The organism is Mesorhizobium sp. WSM4848 (assembly GCF_055811375.1).
In genome coordinates this window covers 19,377-39,065 of sequence record NZ_JBVVPX010000013.1, presented here as the reverse complement: position 1 = coordinate 39,065, position 19,689 = coordinate 19,377, and the positions used below count along the sequence as shown (strand labels likewise).

The window sequence follows — 19,689 nt, the reverse complement described above, 5'->3', positions numbered from 1 at the left end:
TCTCCCTGCGCGCTCCTTAGTGAAACGAGCACCTGCCCTCCTCGATATGGGCGACGAATTCATGCTCGAAATGCGCCAGTGCCGCCCGCAGCCCCATAGCCGCGCCATCGCCCAGAGCGCAGAACGTGTTGCCGAAAATGCCCTTGCAGAGCGCCTCCAGCTGTTCCAGATCCTCCGGCACGCCCTGTCCCGCCTCGACCCGGCGCAGCACTTTCACAACCCAGTTGAGCCCTTCGCGGCACGGCGTGCACTTGCCGCAGGACTCGTGGTGGAAGAACTCGATGATCCGGGTGGCGACCTTGACCATGCAGGTCGAGTCGTCGATTACAATCACCCCTGCCGAGCCAAGCATCGAGCCGACCGCAGCCAGCGAGTCGAAGTCCATCCCGACATCCAGCCCGCGCTCCGGGATCAGCGGCGCCGAGACCCCGCCGGGGATCACCGCCTTGATCCTGCGCCCCGGCGGCGGCCCGCCCGCGCGGTCCTCGACCAGTTCACGCAGCGATATGCCCATCGGCAGTTCGTAAAGGCCCGGTTTCCGCACGTGCCCGCTGAGGCAATAAAGCTTCGGACCGGGGCTCTTGTCAGGGCCGATGCCGCGAAACCAGTCCGGCCCCCGCGCCACAATATGCGGCACGCAGACCAGCGTCTCGACATTGTTGATCACGGTCGGGCTGGCGTAGAGCCCCGCGACCGCCGGAAAAGGCGGTTTCAGACGGGGCTGCGCCCGCTTGCCTTCGAGCGAGTCGAGCATCGCCGTCTCCTCGCCGCAGATATATGCGCCGGCGCCGCAATGGATGTGCACGACGAAATTGAAATCCAAGCCCAGAATCCGTGTTCCCAGATAACCCTTCGCATGGGCCTCGGCGATCGCCTGCTCCAGCCGGTGGATCGCCAGCACGTATTCCCCGCGGATGTAGACATAGGCGGTTTCCGCCCCGATCGCGTAGGCGCTGATCGCCATGCCCTCGATAAGCTGGTGCGGATCACGCTCCATGATGATCCGGTCCTTGAACGTGCCGGGCTCGCCCTCATCGGCGTTGCAGCACAGGTATTTCGGCTTGTCGGCCCGTTTTGGCACGAAGCTCCATTTCAACCCCGTCGGGAATCCGGCGCCGCCGCGACCGCGCAGGTTCGATTGCTTGACGAGGTCGATGATCTCGTCGGGCGTGTGCTCGCGCAGCGCCTTCGCCAGCGCCTGGTAGCCGCCGCCGGCCTCATAGCTCGAAAGCAGATGGCCATCCGGCACGTCCATGTTTCTGAGAAGGACCGGTTCGAACATGGCGGCTATTCACCCGGCGGTCCTGCGGCGGCGAGTTCGGCGCCAGTCGCTTGCCCTGCCGCCGCGCGCAGCCTGTCCAAGAGCGCGTCGATCCGTGCAATGTCGAGGTCGCCGTGATAGTCGTCGCCGACCTGCATCACCGGGGCCATCTCGCAAGCGCCGAGGCATTCGACGGTCGAAAGCGTGAACAGCCCGTCCGGGGTCGTGCCGCCCTTTTCGATCCCCAGCACAGTCTCCAGATGCCTCAGCAGGTCCTCGGATCGGCGCAGCATACAGGATAGGTTGTCGCAGAGTTGCAAGTGGAACAGACCCACCGGCTCGGTATGGAAGAGGGTGTAGAAGGTCGCCAATTCGTAGACCCAGACCCGCTCGACACCGAGGATGTCGGAGACCTCTTCCAACACCGGGCCGGGTAGATGGCCATGTTCCTTCTGCGCGATCAGAAGCGCGGGCATGATCGCCGAGCGCTGGTCGGGATACCGCGCCGCCGCCGCCTCGATCTGTTCGCGCATGTTCATCGCGTCCAAAATCTCCTGCTACTTGTCCACCTCGGCCATCACAGGGTCGAGGCTGCCCAGCACGGCGATCATGTCCGCCAGGTAGCGGGCATTGCCGACCCCGAACAGTCCCTGAAGGTTGACGAATGACGGTGCCCGCACTTTCATCCGGAACGGTTTTTGCGACCCGTCGCTGATGATGTAGAACCCGAGTTCGCCCTTTGGCGCCTCGATCGCCGAATAGACCTCGCCCTTCGGCACCTTGAAGCCATAGGCCGAGAGGTCGAAATGCTGGATCAGCGCCTCCATCGAGCAGTGCACCCTGTCCTTATCCACTGGGAAAGCGATGGTCGGCATATCGATCTGGAACGGCCCCTCGGGCATCTGGTCAAGGCATTGCTCGATGATCCGGACGCTCTCGCGCATCTCCTCGACGCGGCATTGCCAGCGCGCGTAGCAATCACCCTCATCGCGGGTAATGACGTTGAAAGCCAACCGGTCGTAGATCTCATAAGGCTCGTCGCGGCGGATGTCCCAGTCGACGCCCGAGGCCCGCAGGTTCGGGCCGCTTAGGCCAAGATCGATGCCGTCCTCGGCGGAGATCACGCCGATCCCTCGTGTGCGCTTCAGGAACACCCGGTTGTTCTCGATCAGCCGTTCATAATCGCGGATCCGGTTCGGGAAGATGTCGCAGAACTCCCTGATCTTGGGGAAGAACCCGTCGGGCAGGTCCTCGCGCACACCCCCGACCCGGCAGAAGGAGGTGTGCATCCGCGCCCCGCTGATCATCTCCAACAGGTCCATGATCATTTCACGCTCGCGCATGGCGTAAACCAACGCGGTCATGGCGCCCAGGTCCATCGGCAACGCGCCGGTGATCAGGAGGTGACCGGAGATCCGCGCGAGTTCGGCCATCAGCACGCGGATATATTGCGCGCGGATCGGCGCTTCGATGCCCAGGAGCTTCTCCACCGCTAGCGCGAAAGCGAGGTTGTTCGAGGGCGGGCAGAGGTAGTCGAGCCGGTCGGTTAGCGGAAAAATCTGGGTGTAAGTGAAGCTCTCGGCCAGCTTTTCGGTGCCGCGGTGGAGGTAGCCGATGTGTGGGTCCACGCGCGCGACATACTCGCCGTCCAACTCAAGGACGAGCCGCAGCACCCCATGCGTGCTGGGATGCTGGGGGCCGAGGTTGAGAAGCACCTCCTTTGTGTCGAGCGCTTCACCTGCCGGCCTGCTCAGTTCCGTGACTTCGGTCATCTCATTTCCCGGCGTCGAACGGCCTCCCTTATGGAATGTCCTTGGTGGCGAGATCGGGCTGCGTCGGCGGCGGGCCTTCCGCGCCAAACGGGTTCAGCGTGTCCTTGTAGCCCCGGAGCGGAAAGTCCTTGCGCTGCGGAAAGCCCTCGAAGCCTTCCCACATGTAGATCCGGCGCAGGTCGGGATGGCCCTCGAACCGGATGCCATACATGTCCCAGGCCTCGCGCTCGTGCCAGTTGGCGGTCCGCCAGACCCCCGTCACCGACGGGACCCGGGGCGGATCGCCGAGGCGGCATTTGATCCGAACGCGCCATTTGTTCGGCAGCGAATAGAGGTGGTACACCGCCTCGTAGCGCAGCGTTTCGGGATAATGGTCGACCCCGCAGATGTCGGACAGGAAATCGAACCGCAGCGTCGGATGGCCCTTCAGGAATTGGCAGAGCTCGACGATCATGTCAGGCGGTGAGGCGAAAGCGTGAACCCCATGCGAGAAGCCAAGCTCCTCGATTTCCCCCCCGAAACGTTCCGCGATCAGGGTGCGGATGAGGGACGTCTCCACGCTCATGACGCTACAACCCGATCCAGAGGCGTCCCGGCCAGCGCGCGGGACCTCTTGATCTTCTCTTGGAGCAGAAGGATGCCATGCATCAGTGCCTCGGGCCGCGGCGGGCAGCCGGGCACATGCACGTCCACCGGCACGAAAGTCTCCGCCCCCTGCACCACGGCGTAAGTGTTGTAGACCCCGCCCGAGATCGCGCAGGTGCCCATGGCGATGACCCAGCGTGGCTCCGGCATCTGGTCGAAGAGCCGGCGCACGACCGGAGCGAACTTCCGCGTCACCGTGCCGGCGATGATCATCACGTCGGACTGGCGCGGCGAAGGTCGAAACACCACGCCGAAGCGGTCGAGGTCGTAGCGGGCGCAGCCGGCCGAAATCATCTCGATGGCGCAGCAGGCAATCCCGAAGGTCTCGGGCCAGAGCGCCGACCGCCGGCTCCAGCTGATGACGCTGTCGGCGGTGGTGAACAGCACGCTGTCGCGAATCGTTTCGCCTACTCCTCCCATTCCAGCGCTCCTTTCAGCCAGGCGTAGGCGAAGCCCACGATGAGCAGCAGCATGAAGACAAACATCTCGACATAGCCGACGAGCCCGATCTCCTTCAGCACGACCGCCCAGGGAAACAGGAACATCGCCTCGACGTCGAACACCACCAGCAGGATTGCTAGGATGAAGAACTGCACCCTAAAGCGGCCCCCGGCGGCCTCGCCGGCCGGGTCCATACCGCACTCGTAGGGCATGTTCTTCGCGGGATAGGGGTTGGACGGGCGCAGGAGCGAGGAGACGTACAGCGTCGCCACGGCCACCAGGACAATTCCGGCGACCATGAAGAGAACCGGCAGGAATTCCATTCCAGTCATGTCGCGCTGCCCCGGTCACTCACCGAGGGCTTGCTCAAGCTGCGACCGACCAATCTTCTGGCCGGCGGTGCGGCCCTCGTGCAGCGACTAGGGCATCCTTTCGTAGCGCCAAGAGTATTCGGTTGGCCGGTTCATTGCAAATCCAATCGTAGTCAACCGCCGAACACGGAACTCTGGGCAAGCCTCAGAAACCACGCCGGAAACAGTCCGATGCCGATGGTGCCGGCGGCGGTCAAGGCGAGCGTGGCGCGGACGGACGGCGTCAGGGCAGGCTCGAACGCGCGCTCCGGCTCGCGCATGTAGATCACCATGACGATGCGGATGTAGAAGTAGGCGGCGACGGCGCTCAGCAGCACCGCGATCACCGCCAGCGTAACGAAACCCCGCTCGACGAGCGCCACCAGCACGTAGAACTTGGCGAAGAACCCGGCTGTCGGCGGAATGCCGGCGAGCGAGAACAGGTAGAGCAGCATCAGAAGCGCCAGCCCGCGATGCGACTTGGCGAAGCCGGCGTAGTCCTCGATGACCTCGCCGGAGAAATCGCCATTCCGCATCATGATGACGATGCCGAAGATACCGAGATTCATGAAGGCGTAGATCAGCAGGTAGAGCATCACGCCGGCAATCCCGTCGGCGCCACCCGCCACCACGCCGAAGAGCGCGAAGCCCGCATGGGCGATGCTGGAATAGGCGAGCAGGCGCTTGAAATTGTCCTGCACCAGCGCCACGAAGCTGCCGAGCGCCATCGTCACCACCGCGATCACCGCGACGATGATCCAGGCGTCGGAAGCGGCGACCAGTGGGTTGAGGAACACGCGCAGGATCACCGCGAACCCCGCCGCCTTGGGGCCCACTGACATGAAGGCGGTGATCGTCGTCGGCGCGCCTTCATAGACGTCCGGCACCCACATGTGGAACGGCACCGCGCCGACCTTGAAGACCAGCCCCGCGACGATGAAGACCACCGCCAGGAGCAATCCGGGATCGAGCGGGTCGCCGGTCACCGCCGCAGCCATCCCGTCCAGCTGCGTCGTGCCGGTGATCCCGTAGATCAGCGAGACGCCGTAGAGGAAGATTCCCGTCGAGACCCCGCCGAGAACCACGTATTTCAGGGCCGCCTCGTTCGACCGCCGCTCCTTCCTGAGGAAGCCGGTGAGCACATAGGTCGAGAGCGCCATCAGCTCGAGGCCGACATAGATCGACAGAAGATCGGTTGCCGAGGCCATGATCATCATGCCGGAAAGCGCAAAGAGCAGCAGGACATAGTATTCGCTCAACGCGATCTCCTCGATCTCGGCATATTTTCGCGACAGGAGGAACGTCAGGATGGTCGAAAGATAGAACACCATCTTGAAGAAGACCGCGAAGCGGTCGGCGATAAACATGCCCGAATAGGCCGGCCGCACCTCGCCCGCCAGTAACAGTGTCGCCAGGGCCGCAACCAGCACGGTTGCAGCGGAAGCCCAGACGAGGAAATACCCCTGTCCCTTTGGCACAAGCTGTCCCAGAATCAGCAAGATGCAGGCCCCAGTGACCACCACGATCTCGGGCAGGCTCGCTAGGATCGACTGGAAAAGCGTGGCAGCGGTCATTGGCCGCCCCCGTTAGAATGCACCTGCGTGAGCAGATGCCTCACCGAAGGCCCGATGATGCTGAGAAAAGGTTTCGGATAGAGCCCGACCCAGAGCACGAAGACCGCCAGCGGCAGGATCGTCACCAGTTCGCGGGCGTTTACGTCGCGAATCTTGAACCGCACGCCGATGCTGGCTGGACCAAGCGCGACTTTCCTGTACATGCCAAGCAGATAGGCCGCGCCCAGCAGTGCCCCCAAAACGGCGGCCGCGCCGACGGCCAGATTGGCCGCAAACGCGCCCGACAGCACCAGCAACTCGCCCACGAACGAATTCGTTCCCGGCAGCGCCATCGACGACAGGGTGAACAGCGCAAGAAACGCGGTATAGACCGGCGCCGCCTTCATCAGCCCGCCATAATCCGCGATGCTGCGGGTATGGGTCCGCTCGTAGATCAGGCCGACGAACAGGAACAACGCGCCCGTCGTTACGCCATGATTGAACATTTGCAGGATGCCGCCCTCGAGCCCGCGGAGGTTCAACGTGAAAATACCCAGCGTCACGAAACCCATGTGGCTGATGCTGGAATAGGCCACCAGCTTCTTGAGGTCGTCCTGCGCCAGCGCGAGTAACCCGCCATAGACGATTGCGAGCGCCGAAAGCGAAAGCATTAGCGTCGAATAATACAGCGTTGCCTCCGGCAGCATCGGCAGCGAGAACCGCAGGAAGCCGTAGGCGCCCATCTTCAGGAGAACGCCGGCGAGGATGATGCTACCCGCCGTCGGCGCCTGCACATGGGCGTCCGGCAGCCAGGTATGGACCGGGACCATCGGCACCTTGACTGCGAAGGCGATCAGGAAGGCAAAGAACAGCCAGGACTGAACCCGGAACGGCAAATCCTGCGCCGTCAGGGCGAGGATGTCGAAAGTCTCGCCGCCGTGGAAATAGAGCACGATGACACCGATCAGGAACAGAAGGCTGCCCGCCAGCGTGTAGAGGAAGAATTTGAACGCCGCATAGACCCGGCCGTCGCCACCCCAGACGCCGATGATCACGTACATCGGGATCAGCATCGCCTCCCAGAAGACGTAGAACAGGAACAGGTCGAGCGCGCAGAACACCCCCAGCATCAGCGCCTGCATGGCCAGCAGGCTGACCATGAACTCCTTCACCTTGCGGTCGATCGCGACCCACGAGGCGAGCACGCAGATCCAGCCCAATAACGCAGTCAGGAATACAAAGAGCGCGCTGATTCCGTCGATGCCGAGCGCGTAAGTGATTCCGAGCGCGGGCACCCAGGGGCGCGTCTCGGTGAACTGCATCTCGTGGGTAGTGGTTTCAAAGCCGGCCAGCATGACGATGCAGAGAGCGAAGTCGAGGACGGTGACGCCCAGCGCCGTCCATCGCACCTGATCGTCGTTGCGGAGAAGCATCAGAACCGCTGCCCCGGCGGCGGGCATGAACACGATGAGGCTAAGCAGCGGGAACGCCATCGCACCCCTACCGCCACACCACGGCGAAAACGGCGATGGCTGCGATCACACCGACGATCATGGCCAGCGCGTAATGGGTCACGACGCCGGTCTGCATCTGCCGCAGCGCGCCGCCACCGCGCAGGATCGAGCGGGCGACGCCGTTGACGACGGCGTCCACACCGTTGAGATCGATCCGCAGTCCGGCCCGTGCGGTTCCGTGCAGGAAGGGCAGCACCGCGGTCTCGGAGATGTCGCTCACCGCCTTCTCGTAACGCGCCAGCGGTTTTTCGGCGAGCCACTTGAAGTGCCGCGCGCCTTTGCGGTAGAACCAGTCGGTGTCGATGCTGATCGTGTTCTCGGGGTCGAGCGCCCTGAGGAACAGCACGAAACCCAATGCGGTGAACATCAGTATGCCGAGGCTCTCGGTGATATGGACGCCGGTGTAGGGTTCGAAGTCGACTGGATGGGGCAGCAGCGCGTAAAGTGGCTGGGGGAACACCCCGATCGCGATGCACAGCACCGCAGCCATGCCCATCGCAACCAGCATGTTGCGGGGCGGCTCCCGCGCCTCCAGTTTCCGGTCCGTGCCGAAGAACATGTAATACGGGAGCTTGAGCCCAGTGTGCAGGAAGGTCCCCGACGACGCCATCGTCAGCGCCAGCACCACCAGCGCGCGGTGATCCTGCCCGGCGGCGGCCACCACCATCGATTTGGTCACGAAGCCCGAGAAGAACGGAAATGCCGAGATTGCGAAGGCGCCGACCATGTAGAGCGCCACGGTCAGCGGCATAGTCCTGTAGAGCCCGCCGAGCTCCGTGAGCTTGCGCCGCCCGGTGACGTGGATCACCGCCCCCGCACCCATGAACAGGAGCGCCTTGTAGAGGATATGCGCGAAGGCATGGCTGGAGGCCCCGTTCACCGCCATCTCGGTACCGATGCCGACGCCCGCCACCATGTAGCCCACCTGGCTGACGATGTGATAGGCCAGGAGCCGACGGCAGTCGTTCTCCAGCACCGCGTAGATGACGCCGTAAAGCGCCATTGCCGTGCCGAGCCAAACGAGAAGCTCGGTGCCCGGAAACGCCCGGGCCAGCACATAGACGGCGGTCTTGGTGGTGAAGGCGCTCATGAACACCGCTCCGGTGACGGTCGCCTCCGGGTAGGCGTCTGTCAGCCAGGCGTTGAGAGGCGGCACCGCGGCGTTGAGCATGAACCCGGCAAGGATCAGGTAGGCGGCGACGCCCATCCCCCCCTCGATCGGGCCGAAGAGCAGCGAACCTGTGGCAAGCCCGTGGAGAATGACGCCACCCAGCAGGGCGACGCCGCCGGTGATATGGACCATGAGATACCGGAACCCCGCACGGATCGCCTGCTTGCCGCGCTGGGCAAAGACCAGATAGGCAGAGGCAAACGCCATACCTTCCCAGAACAGGAACAGGGTCAGGTAGTCGCCTGCAAACACCACGCCGAGCGCGCTGCCAACATAGACGAACGCCGCCACATGCTCTCCGGCGCCCGTCAGGTGCAGCGCATAGACCATGCCGATCAGCGCCATGATGGTGAAAACGGTGGCGAAGACGATGCTCAGCCTGTCGACCTTCGCAATCAGGATTTCCTGCCCGATGAACTCCGCCGCGCCGTAGCTGCCCGGCTGCACGGTGAGCACGGCGAGGATCGCCAGCGCGGGAATCAACATCAGATAGGCCTTGCGGATTGATCCTTTCAGGAAAGGGATCGGCAGGGCGCCAAGAATGAACAGCAGGGCGGGATGGACGAAGTCAATCATAATAGTCCTCGCGCCGCATCAACCCGCCCTGATGGCCGAGGAACTTGGAGACGAAGATCAGCAGGACGCAGGACAAGAAGCCATAGACGGCCGACCAGCCCGGCAAGCGGTCCCACAGGTATTCAGCGTGTTCGCGGGGGACCAGAAAATCGGCGATGACGATCAGAACGAGCGCCAGATAAAACAGCCGGCGGCGTTGCTCCGCGTGTCTCGCCTCACCAAAGAAATCGACGACACGCCTGATCATCTGACCACTCCTTCCGCCAGGGTGAGAAAATAGCCGGGGAAAATACCCATCGACACCGACAGGATCGCGGTCGCGACCAGCGGGATCGTCACCATCGGAATTTCACGGACCGTCGCCGGACTTTCCTGTGTCTCCGTCCCGAAAAAAGCGACATAGCTGACCGGCAGGAAGTAGGCGGCGTTCAGGACCGAGCTCACCAAGAGCACGACCAGGAACGCAATCTCCCCCGCCTCCACCGAGCCCAGCGCCAGATACCACTTGCTGACGAAGCCCGCGGTCGGCGGCACCCCGATCATGCTGAGCGAGGCCACGAAGAACGCGCCCATCGTCCAGGGCAGCCTGCGGCCGATGCCGGCCATGTCGCTGATGTTCCGCTTGCCGGACGCGCAATAGATCGACCCGGCGCAGAAAAAGAGCGTGATCTTGGAGAACGCATGCGCCGCAATGTGGATGATCCCGCCGACCATCGCGACCGGCGACAGCAGGACCGCGCCCAGCACGATGTAGGAGAGTTGGCTGACCGTCGAATAGGCGAGCCGCGCCTTCAGGTCGTCCCGCGTCAGGGCGTAGATGGACGCCATCAGGATGGTGAACGAGACCAGATAGGCCGTTGCGATGCCGAGCCCCAGCCCGTCCACCAGCCCCGTGCCGAAGACATGGAACACCACCCGCAGCACGCAGAACACGCCCATCTTGACCACGGCCACCGCATGCAAGAGTGCGCTGACCGGTGTCGGCGCGACCATCGCGGCAGGCAGCCAGGCGTGCATCGGCATCACCGCGGCCTTGGCGAAGCCGAACAGATAGCAGAAGTAGACCACGGTCAGCAGCGCCGGCGAGGCATCGACCCCGGCCAGCAGCCCGCCTGGCACGAAGTCGAGCGACCCCGCCAGATGGTAGGTCAGCGCCAGCGCGGCGAGAAGCACGCTTTTCGATGCCCCCATCAAATAGACGAGGTACTTGCGGCTACCCGTCCATCCTTCTTCGTCCTCGTGGTGATAGACGAGCGGATAGGTAACGAGGCTGAGCACCTCGTAGAAGATCACCAGCGTGAACAGATTGGCGGCGAAGGCGCCCCCGACGGCCGCCGCGAGACTGGCGGCGAAGCAGGCGAAGAACCGGGTCTGCGCGTGCTCGTTCAAGTGGCGCATGTAGCCGATGGAATAGATCGCCGCCACGATCCACAAGAGCGACGAGACGGTGGCAAACACCATGCCGAGCGCATCGACCCGGAAAGCGAAGTCGATCCCCGGCAGAATCTCGAACAGGCGCAAATCGACCGTCCCGCCGGCCAGCACCGTGGGTGCCATCGAGGCGACAATTGCGAACATAGCGATCGCGGCCAAGGGCGAGACGACATCGCGGAGTTTCTCGCGGTTGTTCAGAACGAGAACTGCAAGGGCCGCCAGGCCTGCGACGGCGACGGCAAGCAGCGGCCGGATCGATATCACCGGGTCCAAGCCGCTATCCTTTCATCATGGTCACGTCGTCGACCTTGAGGGTGGACTTGTTCCTCACGAGGGCGACCAGAATCCCGAGGGCGACCGCAACCTCCGCCGCGGTGATTGCGATGACGAAGATCGCGAAGATCTGCCCGCGGAAATCGTCGTAGTAACGCCCGAAAGCGATGAAATTGATGTTGACCGAGTTGAGCAGCAACTCCAGCGACATCAGCACGACCAGGATATTGCGCCTGAGCAGCACGCCCGCCGCTCCGATCACGAACAGGACCACTCCGAGCAAAATATACCACCAGAGCGGAACCATCACCCCTGCTCCTTCCGCGCCAGCACGATGGCGCCGACCAGGGCCGCCAGCAGGATCACGGAGGCGGCTTCAAACGGTAGGAGATAGTCGGCGAAAAGTGTCATGCTGAGCTGCCTGATCTGATCGCCGCCGCGCATCGCGACGGGCTCCGTGACCGAAAAGCGGTCGCTCCAGAGCACCAGTACAAGCATCTCGACCCCAAGCAGGACGAGCAGCACCAGAGCCGGCAGGTTGCCGCCCGGCAAGAACCGCTGCAATACCGCTTCGCGCACATCGATCATCATGATCACGAACAGGAACAGGACCATGATTGCGCCGACATAGACGAAGATCTGGATGACAGCGAGCAACGGTGCCTCGAGCAAGACGAAGATTGCCGAGATCTGCAGGAAACACGCCATCAGCGCCAATGCGCTGTGAACCGGATTCCGCGCCAGGACCACGGTCAGTGCCGTGATCACGGACGCCGCAGCGAACAGAAGAAAGAACGCCTGATCCATCGACGCCAACCCTCCGCCGCGATCTGTCACTCGGCGCAAGGCGGCCGGGTTTGAGATAGCTGCGCACTTCAGATGCGTCTACAAATTGTGCCCTAGTATCGAATTTTTCTCAAGATTACATGGTTTGGCGCTACGCAATGCCCAAGTCTCACTGATACGGTGTGCGATCCGCAGCCTGCCTATCCGTTGTTCAGGCTGCCGAAGGAGGTCCGGCACGGCTTCAGAAACCCAGAAAAAAGGACGTCGCGGCCAGACGGCGGGCCTTTGGCGAGCTTACCCCGCCCAGATGTAGTGAATAATCTCTTCGGCCTCGCGCTCGACCTCCTCGATGCGCTTCTTCACCACGTCGCCGATCGAGACAATGCCGTCGAGTTGGCCGTTCTTCACCACGGGCAGGTGGCGGAAGCGGCCTGTGGTCATGATCTCCATGACCTGGTTGATCGTGTGGTTCTCGGTGCAGAGGTTGACCTTGGCGGTCATTGCGTGACGGACACTCTGCTCCAGGGCCGCAGCCCCATGCTTGTTCATGGCGCAGACGATGTCGCGCTCGGACACGATGCCGACCACCTTGCGATCACCATTGGTAACGACCAGTGCGCCGATCCTGTGTTCGGCGAGCCTGTTGATCGCCACGGCGAGCGTCTCGTTCGGGCCAATCGTCTCGACGGCTCGACCCTTGTCCTCAAGAATCGCTTTGACGTTCATGGCTTCCTCCAAGCGCTGCTACGCTCCGGCCTCCGCCCCGTCTCCCTCTCGGTGCATTTTCTGCCCCATCGTGCGCCGCGCGCCTTGATATTTCAAGTCCGACTTGCGCGCCAGGCACCAGTGCTTCCTGGCGGTAGGCCTTCATGATTGGCTCACACAAACCGCCGCCTGCTACAGGGGTCGCCTTGCCGGTGGCGCCAGTCGATCTCTGTTGCCAGCCGCCGGGTAATGGCTGTCGCGTCGCGGCACCAAGGCGGTCAGAACCCGGACTGACGCCGGAGCCATTTTTCCGACTCTTTGCCGAAAAAAATCCAACAATATCATGCCGTTAAACATCTAAAATGGTAGACGGAGAGCACCTGAAATCCAACCTTCTCCACCCCGACTCGCAACCTGCCCCATCACGTTGCCGCCATGCACCACCGCCCACGGCGAAGCCGGGAACGTTGCACGCTTCATTGACCTTCTTAACGATGTCCGGCAGGGCGCCACCGCCTTCTCGACGCTCCGACACTGCCATCAGCGCCACCTTCAAAAGCCGGCCTAAGTTTTTTAACGGAGGCGGGGAACATGGATGCTGCCTCGCGGTTGGACCTCAGAAAGCCAATTCCAGCCTGAAGGAAAGCGGCCGAGCTCGCTCTCACGACGCCGCGAACCGGGCCTACGGGAGATTAAGCATGCGAGCGCTGGTTTGGCATGGAAAAGAAGACATACGTTGCGATGAGGTTACCGATCCCGAAAATCGAGGACCCGCTGCGCGATCTGCGGCTCGGACCTGCATCTCTATCACAACCTCATTCCGGCAATTCTGCCAGGCGACATTATGGGCCACGAAATGATGGGTGAGGTGGTGGAAGTTGGATCCGGGGTAAACGGCGCGCTTAGGAAGGGAGACCGCATCGTCGTTCCCTTCACCATCATTTGCGGGGAATGTGACCAGTGCAAGCGCAAGAACTTTTCGGTCTGCGAACGTACATGGTCGTGCCGCCGATGTACCCCGTGGCGGCGGCACTGCCCGCTTCAGCCGAAGGCAATGTCTCCAGCATCGACGGAGATGGTAGTACCTTTTTCACCTCGCACCGCGGCGGGCACATCCGGCAGGGCACAGATGATGGCGCGTCCACCGGTTACCCGGGCGAAGTCCTGCGCCGCCTCGACTTTCGGCCCCATCGAGCCCGCAGGAAAGGTGTAGGCGTCGAGCGCGTCGGGCGTAGCCGAGCGAATCGCGCGCTGTCCAGGCTTGCCCCAATCGAGATAAACAGCATCCGTGTCGGTCGCGACGACGAAAAAATCCGCCCCGATTTCCTTAGCGAGCAGGGCCGAGGCACGATCCTTGTCGATCACGCATTCGACGCCGATCAGATGCCTCTCCTTGCCCGGTTCATACATCGTCGGGATGCCGCCCCCGCCGGCGGCGATCACCACCGCGTCCTTTTCAAGCAGCCACTTGATCGGGCGGAGCTGGAAAATGCGCTGTGGCAGCGGAGAGGCCACGACCCGGCGCCAATACTTGCCGTCGGGCTTGACTTGCCAACCTTTCGCCGCCGCCTCCGATTTCGCCTCCTCTTCGGTGTAAACCTTTCCAATGAACTTGGTCGGGTCTTTGAACGCAGGATCATCGGGGTTGACCTCGACCATGGTCAGAATCGTAGCGATCGGCTTTTCGAACGGCAGGATGTTGCCGAGTTCCTGTTCGACCATGTAGCCGATCATGCCCTCGGTCTCTGCCCCGAGCACATCCAACGGAGAGTCTTCGCCCTCGTAAGCGATCTCCTGGAGGGCTAACAGTCCGACCTGCGGGCCGTTTCCGTGAGTGATGACGGTCTCGTGCTCCAGGCATAGCGGCGCCAAGGCTTCGGCTGCGACCTTGGCATTCTTGCGTTGATTCGTGGCGGTCATGTCCTCGCCGCGTTTCAAAAGCGCGTTGCCGCCGAGTGCTACCACCACGCGTCCCATGGCTCAGGCCCCCAGCGTGGCGACAAGGATCGCCTTGATCGTATGCATGCGGTTTTCCGCCTGCTCGAAGGCGATGTTCATCGGGCTCTCGAATACTTCCTCAGTTACCTCCATTTCGGTGATACCGAACTTCTCGGCCATTTCTTTGCCGACCTTGGTGTCGGTGTTGTGGAAGGCCGGCAGGCAGTGCATGAACTTCGCGTTCGCGTTGCCGGTCGCCTTCATCACCTTCATGTTGACCTGGTAGGGCATCAGCAGCTCGATCCGACTCTTCCAGACTTCCTTTGCCTCTCCCATCGACACCCAGACGTCGGTGTGCACAAAGTCGACCCCCTTAACGCCTTTCGCGACGTCGTCGGTGATGGTGATGCGTGCGCCGGTCTCGGCGGCGCGCTTGGCTGCCATCTCGCGCACATCCTCATGCGGTTGGTTCTCCTTCGGAGCCACCATGCGCACGTCGCAGCCCATGATCGCGCCCAACATCAGCAGCGAATTGCCCATATTGTTGCGTGCGTCGCCTAGGAAAGCATACGAGATCTGGGTACGCGGCTTGTCGGCATGCTCGACCATGGTCAGCATATCGGCGAGCATCTGGGTGGGGTGCCAGTCGTCGGTCAGGCCGTTATAGACCGGCACGCCGGCGTATTGGGCAAGCTCCTCAACCAATCCCTGACCGGAGCCACGGTACTCGATGGCATCGAACATGCGCCCGAGGACGCGGGCGGTGTCCTTCATGGATTCTTTGTGGCCGATCTGGCTGCCGCCCGGATCGAGATAGGTGATGTGGGCGCCCTGGTCGTGGGCGGCGACTTCGAACGCGCAGCGGGTGCGCGTCGAGGTTTTCTCGAAAATCAGGCAGATGTTCTTGTCCTTCAGCGCCTGCTGCTCGGAACGGGCGTACTTCGCACGCTTGAGATCGCGCGAAAGGTCGAGCAGGTAGAGCATCTCGCGCTGGGTGAAATCCGCAATCTTGAGGTAGCTGCGGCCCTTGAGATTGAATGCCATGATGTTTCTCCCTGAAATTGGTTGGCGAAGGCTCAGTAGGCAGGGTCGCGCAGGATCGGGCAGGTCATGCAGTGACCACCGCCGCGGCCGCGGCCGAGTTCCTGGCTTCCGATGGTGATGACCTCGACGCCTGCGCGGCGCAGCAGCGTGTTGGTGTGGGTGTTGCGGTCGTAGCCGATGATGACCCCGGGCTCGAGCGCGACGACGTTGTTGCCGTCGTCCCACTGCTCCCGCTCCTGCTCGAACGCGTTGCCTCCGGTGCCGATGACGTGCAGGTCGTCGAGCCCGAGCGCCTCCTTATAGACATCGAACAGGTGCTTGTTCTCCTTATGGATCTCGAGACCGGCATCGCCGCCTGGACGCAGCGAGAAGCAGTTGATCTCATCGACTACCTCGCGGAAGGCGGTTACCTTGTCGTGATCGAGGCAGGTGAACACCGTGTCGAGATGCATCGCCGCCCGCGATTTCGGCATGACGCAGGCGATAACGCGTTCGGCGGCTTGCTTGGCGAACAGCCGGTTGGCGACCTGGTTCACCGCCTGCCGTGTGGTGCGCTCGCCCATGCCGATCAGCACCACCCCCTTGCCGATCGGCATGACGTCGCCGCCCTCCATGCTGGTATTGCCCCAGTCCTCGTCGCTGTCGCCCCACCAGATCTCGAATTCGTTCTTCGTGAAAAGGGGATGGAACTTGTAGACGGCCCGCTGATAAAGCGTCTCGGGCTGGCGCGCCGGCCAGAACATCGGATTGCAGGTCACTCCGCCATAGATCCAGCAGGACGGGTCGCGCTGGAACAGCGCGTTCGGGACAGGCCGGACCATAAACTCGCTCGCTGACAGCACCTCTTGCATGATGGGCGTCACCATGTCGGCCGGTAGGTCATCGCGCACAATTCCGCCGAGCAGGTGCCGCGCGAGGGCATGACCGTCCAGTTCGTCGAGCCATGGTCGCAGGATTCGCGAGAGCGTGGGACCGACCTGATTGTCCGTTATTCTCCGGTCCAGAACGAACTTACGACCCTCCGGCACCGTGTCGAAGACTTCCGTCAGCAGGTCCTGGATGTCGTAAACCTCGATGCCGCGGTCCTTCATTTTAAGTACGAAGTCGGCATGATCGGATCGTGCCTTCTGCACCCAGATCACGTCGTCGAACAAGAGATCGTGGCAGTTACCCGGCGTCAGCCTTTCGTGCGCCAGCGACGGGCGCGACACCATCACTTTGCGGAGCTTGCCGATTTCCGAATGAACACCGAGTTGCATAGTCGAACCTCCCTTACTTGAGACCGGAGGCCCCGTGGGCTCCGGCGCGGGCATTGCGTCATTTGATCAGGACGTGAATGGGAATTCCCACGAGAACGAGCAGGAAACCGAGAAAGACTGTTTGGGCCCCCGCGCCATAGATCGCCCCGAGCGAATAGGTGAAGCCAACGCCGCCCAGTATCGCGACCTTGGTGACGCCGGCGCCAGCCACTGTCCGGCCAGTCCGAATCAGGATCATAAGCTCGGCGAGCGAGCAGAGCGCGTAGGGCAGGAGGCTCGACATCACCGCAAGCAGGATGATGGTGTTGAACGCGCCCACCAGCCCTTGTGCAAAATTCATCGCGACGAGGATCGAGGCCAGAACGTTCGAAAACACCAGCGCGTTCGCCGTTGAAGAAAAGATGTCTCGCAAGCTCATATATTCTACAATCTGTTCCTACATGGCAATCGCGCCTGTGCGCCGTCGTTGCCAGACAAACACAGGAATGCCCAACAGCAAGAGCACCAGTCCGTAAAGAACGGGCTCTGCCCCGCAGCCGTAGAGCGTGAAGATGGCGAATAGGAAGGCTACGATCTCGACGATCGTCACACGGGGAACATGCACGCCGCCGCTGACGCGAGCTGAAACCAGGCTGCCGGCTAGTGCGCAGAACGCGTAAGGGATGACTGCAGCCATCGTGCTCAAGCCGACGACCAGATTGTAGAACGCCGAGAAGCCCTCCGCGCCTATGGCCTGAACGAGAATGAGCAGCGTCGCCAACACGGCCGAGACCACGATTCCGATCGCCGGCACGTTTTGCTGCGAAAGGTTGCCGAACAAGGGTGGGAATAGCCCATCGCGCGCTGCCGCCATCGGCACCTGCCCCATCAGCAAGGTCCAGCCATTAAGGGCGCCGATAGATGACAGGATCACGGCGATGGAGATCGAAATCTCGCCTGCAGGCCCCCACATCGCTCGGGCTGCATCGGAGAACGGCGAGAGCGAATGGACGAGTTCGTGCCGCGGCAACACGCCCATCACCACAATCGTTCCGAACACGTAGAGGGTCGCCGCGATCACAATTCCCAGCACCGTCGAACGAGGAATCGTGCGCTCGGGATTGCGAACGTCGCCAGCCGGGACGGTCGCAGATTCAAGCCCAAGGAAGGCGAACATGGTCAGCGGCGCCAGCGCGGCAGTGGCTTGCAGCAACGGCTGGCCGCTCGGATTGAACTCGCTGAAATGCGACGTGTCTATGTAGAGCAGACCAATAACAGCTACTGCACCGAACGGCACCAGCTTGGCGTAAGTCATTACCTGAGACACGAGGCCGGCAGCTTTGACACCTCGCAGATTGATCAGGACCACAACCCAGATCGCACCGAGGGTAAAGACAACGATCATCGTCCTCCCCCGCAGAATCGGGAACAGGTCGACGACCGAACCGGCAAGGGCAATGGCGATTACTGGCAGTGACGCCCAGATCGATATCCAATAACCCCAAGCAACCAGAAAGCCAGGGAAGTCGCCGTAAGCCAAGCGGGTGTAAGCGTAGGGTCCGCCGGTTGCGGGCGCCAATCGCGCCAGTTTCGCGAAGGTCAGGCCGAGGCAGATCGCTCCTGCACCCATCACGATCCAGATGACAATGGCGAGGTTGCCATAGGGAGCGAGGGCCGCGGGCGACAGATAGAAGCCCGACCCGACCATGTTGCCGACCACGATAGCCGTACACGCCGCCATACCAAGGCTTTTTCCGGTCGTGAGACCGTGCTCCGCCACAGCAACTGCAGGCCCTGCGGCAGGTGCACTTTTGGTCGGGTCCGGTGCTTGCGTTGTCAAGGAAGCGCTCAATCCCTGCTAGCAGTGGTCACACTGCCGGTTCAAAGACCTTGAAGTACGATGATCGCCCTTCGCTCGGGCCTGCCTGGAACCTCGAAGTTCCGCTCATCCAACCGCGTTGACTGTTTCGACGTGTTGTCGATTCCGCTTACCCAGATCCCGCCAAAACTGCGACTTGCTAGGCCTCTGTCAAAGCAGACAGGCTACTTGTCAGATAACCAGTCCCTCACCGCCGACCAGCTCGTATCGAAGGAGATGGTCGCCACCACCCTGTCATCGCAACCATCGGAGAAGCCACTGCGAGCCGTGCAGCCCTCGTCGGAAAGATCGGTGCCCCAGTAACGAACATCGAGGGTCAGCGATTTCCAGCTGTACGAGATGCCGGCCATCCATGCGAGTTGCTCGAATGCGTCGGGATCATCGATGAACTGGTAGCCGATGCCAGCATACGCCGAGAAGTCATGCGGCAAAGGTACCCTCACGCCGCCGGCAACCCAGGTAGCTGTATTTCCACTCTGGTTGAAGTCGGGAGCAAAAAATACGCGGCCGCCAATAGTGAACATGTCTTCGACGTTGTAGTCGGCCTTAGCGAAAATTTCCCCATAATCGGGGCTAACATGCTCCGGTGTATAGAAGTAGTGAACGTAACCAAGATCGAGCGACAGCGGACCGAATTCCGGCCTGATACCCGCGGCGACATCGATCTCTGCTCCTTCAAAACCTTCGCCATAGTCGACGTTGGACGACCACACATTCACATATGCCGTGCCTATCGTCGGTAGTTCGATACTAGGCTCGACATAGCCTTGGATTGCAGGTTCGCTGTTGGAGTTGGTTATACCGCGCGAAACATAGTCGGTCGTCAAGGCGATGCCAAACGCAACGTCGAAGGGGACCCCCGGAGTGGCCGCGAGAGGCGGCGGAGGGGGAGCTGTGGGCGCGATTTCCTGCTCAACTGCCTGCGTGTTTGCTGACAGCAGTATGAAAGGAATTGCAACCATTGATCGTGAGAATATTGTGGCATAGATAGTACGGGAAATGTTACGAACAAATGCGGCCATGTCGTTCCCCTGTAATCGTGTTTTCAAGCCACCCCATTCCAGAATACGCCCCTGCACGATGGTGTAAACACGGCAGCCATACCGCAT

General features: G+C 62.0%; 20 protein-coding genes and 1 pseudogene. 1 reads left to right on the top strand and 20 read right to left on the bottom strand.

What is annotated here, in order from left to right; all coding sequences use genetic code 11:
* Positions 1–16: 16 nt before the first annotated feature.
* The 14 genes from nuoF to AC0L16_RS14355 form a co-directional block, all read right to left on the bottom strand.
* Positions 17–1,282: an NADH-quinone oxidoreductase subunit NuoF gene (nuoF, locus tag AC0L16_RS14420; RefSeq protein WP_473621501.1), complete on the bottom strand. Its 1,266-nt coding sequence runs from the start codon at positions 1,280–1,282 to the stop codon at positions 17–19.
* A 5-nt stretch (positions 1,283–1,287) separates the two neighbouring features.
* Entirely contained in the window at positions 1,288–1,800 is a 513-nt protein-coding gene (locus tag AC0L16_RS14415) for an NADH-quinone oxidoreductase subunit NuoE (RefSeq protein WP_065007026.1), read from the bottom strand.
* An 18-nt stretch (positions 1,801–1,818) separates the two neighbouring features.
* Positions 1,819–3,033: an NADH dehydrogenase (quinone) subunit D gene (gene nuoD, locus AC0L16_RS14410; protein WP_473621500.1), complete on the bottom strand. Its 1,215-nt coding sequence runs from the start codon at positions 3,031–3,033 to the stop codon at positions 1,819–1,821.
* A 28-nt stretch (positions 3,034–3,061) separates the two neighbouring features.
* Complete coding sequence (locus AC0L16_RS14405; protein WP_128179632.1) at positions 3,062–3,598, bottom strand: NADH-quinone oxidoreductase subunit C; 537 nt, start codon at positions 3,596–3,598, stop codon at positions 3,062–3,064.
* Positions 3,595–4,098 (bottom strand): NuoB/complex I 20 kDa subunit family protein, encoded by a 504-nt coding sequence (locus AC0L16_RS14400; RefSeq protein WP_127208038.1) that lies wholly within the window; start codon positions 4,096–4,098, stop codon positions 3,595–3,597. Before AC0L16_RS14400 ends, AC0L16_RS14405 begins: the two co-directional genes overlap by 4 nt.
* The gene (locus tag AC0L16_RS14395) at positions 4,086–4,451 is read right to left on the bottom strand and encodes an NADH-quinone oxidoreductase subunit A (protein ID WP_287226362.1); all 366 of its coding nucleotides are present in this window, start codon (positions 4,449–4,451) and stop codon (positions 4,086–4,088) included. The genes AC0L16_RS14400 and AC0L16_RS14395 overlap by 13 nt, the downstream gene beginning before the upstream one ends.
* A 152-nt stretch (positions 4,452–4,603) precedes the next feature.
* Positions 4,604–6,043 (bottom strand): NADH-quinone oxidoreductase subunit N, encoded by a 1,440-nt coding sequence (locus AC0L16_RS14390; RefSeq protein WP_473621498.1) that lies wholly within the window; start codon positions 6,041–6,043, stop codon positions 4,604–4,606.
* Positions 6,040–7,515, bottom strand: a complete 1,476-nt coding sequence (locus tag AC0L16_RS14385) for an NADH-quinone oxidoreductase subunit M (protein ID WP_473621497.1) — start codon at positions 7,513–7,515, stop codon at positions 6,040–6,042. Before AC0L16_RS14385 ends, AC0L16_RS14390 begins: the two co-directional genes overlap by 4 nt.
* A gap of 7 nt (positions 7,516–7,522) precedes the next feature.
* Positions 7,523–9,283: a Na(+)/H(+) antiporter subunit D gene (locus tag AC0L16_RS14380; protein ID WP_473621496.1), complete on the bottom strand. Its 1,761-nt coding sequence runs from the start codon at positions 9,281–9,283 to the stop codon at positions 7,523–7,525.
* The gene (locus AC0L16_RS14375; RefSeq protein WP_077376498.1) at positions 9,276–9,530 is read right to left on the bottom strand and encodes a hypothetical protein; all 255 of its coding nucleotides are present in this window, start codon (positions 9,528–9,530) and stop codon (positions 9,276–9,278) included. Before AC0L16_RS14375 ends, AC0L16_RS14380 begins: the two co-directional genes overlap by 8 nt.
* Positions 9,527–10,990 (bottom strand): monovalent cation/H+ antiporter subunit D family protein, encoded by a 1,464-nt coding sequence (locus AC0L16_RS14370; RefSeq protein WP_473621494.1) that lies wholly within the window; start codon positions 10,988–10,990, stop codon positions 9,527–9,529. The genes AC0L16_RS14375 and AC0L16_RS14370 overlap by 4 nt, the downstream gene beginning before the upstream one ends.
* Positions 10,991–10,994: 4 nt before the next feature.
* Complete coding sequence (nuoK, locus tag AC0L16_RS14365; RefSeq protein ID WP_023800378.1) at positions 10,995–11,297, bottom strand: NADH-quinone oxidoreductase subunit NuoK; 303 nt, start codon at positions 11,295–11,297, stop codon at positions 10,995–10,997.
* Entirely contained in the window at positions 11,297–11,797 is a 501-nt protein-coding gene (locus tag AC0L16_RS14360; RefSeq protein WP_023800377.1) for an NADH-quinone oxidoreductase subunit J, read from the bottom strand. Before AC0L16_RS14360 ends, nuoK begins: the two co-directional genes overlap by 1 nt.
* 273 nt (positions 11,798–12,070) lie before the next feature.
* Positions 12,071–12,502: a CBS domain-containing protein gene (locus AC0L16_RS14355; RefSeq protein ID WP_473621479.1), complete on the bottom strand. Its 432-nt coding sequence runs from the start codon at positions 12,500–12,502 to the stop codon at positions 12,071–12,073.
* A gap of 677 nt (positions 12,503–13,179) precedes the next feature.
* On the opposite strand from AC0L16_RS14355, the pseudogene AC0L16_RS14350 reads away from it, so the two are divergent.
* Positions 13,180–13,478, top strand: a pseudogene (locus tag AC0L16_RS14350) (alcohol dehydrogenase catalytic domain-containing protein); the annotation flags it as partial.
* 44 nt (positions 13,479–13,522) lie between these two features.
* Here AC0L16_RS14350 and arcC read toward each other — a convergent pair.
* The 6 genes from arcC to AC0L16_RS14320 all read right to left on the bottom strand — a co-directional run bounded on the left by arcC (position 13,523) and on the right by AC0L16_RS14320 (position 19,602).
* On the bottom strand, positions 13,523–14,458 hold the full coding sequence (gene arcC / locus AC0L16_RS14345) for a carbamate kinase (RefSeq protein WP_473621493.1): 936 nt from the start codon (positions 14,456–14,458) through the stop codon (positions 13,523–13,525).
* 3 nt (positions 14,459–14,461) lie between these two features.
* Positions 14,462–15,463 (bottom strand): ornithine carbamoyltransferase, encoded by a 1,002-nt coding sequence (locus AC0L16_RS14340; RefSeq protein ID WP_473621492.1) that lies wholly within the window; start codon positions 15,461–15,463, stop codon positions 14,462–14,464.
* Positions 15,464–15,495: 32 nt separating this feature from the next.
* Positions 15,496–16,722 (bottom strand): arginine deiminase, encoded by a 1,227-nt coding sequence (gene arcA, locus AC0L16_RS14335; protein ID WP_128245893.1) that lies wholly within the window; start codon positions 16,720–16,722, stop codon positions 15,496–15,498.
* Between the two features lie 58 nt (positions 16,723–16,780).
* Positions 16,781–17,140, bottom strand: coding sequence for a hypothetical protein (locus AC0L16_RS14330; protein ID WP_473621490.1), 360 nt, complete (start codon positions 17,138–17,140; stop codon positions 16,781–16,783).
* Between the two features lie 18 nt (positions 17,141–17,158).
* Positions 17,159–18,442: an amino acid permease gene (locus tag AC0L16_RS14325; RefSeq protein WP_287246598.1), complete on the bottom strand. Its 1,284-nt coding sequence runs from the start codon at positions 18,440–18,442 to the stop codon at positions 17,159–17,161.
* A 302-nt stretch (positions 18,443–18,744) separates the two neighbouring features.
* Positions 18,745–19,602 carry a TorF family putative porin gene (locus AC0L16_RS14320; RefSeq protein WP_473621489.1) on the bottom strand — a complete coding sequence of 286 codons (858 nt, stop codon included), beginning with the start codon at positions 19,600–19,602 and terminating at the stop codon, positions 18,745–18,747.
* Positions 19,603–19,689: the final 87 nt, after the last annotated feature.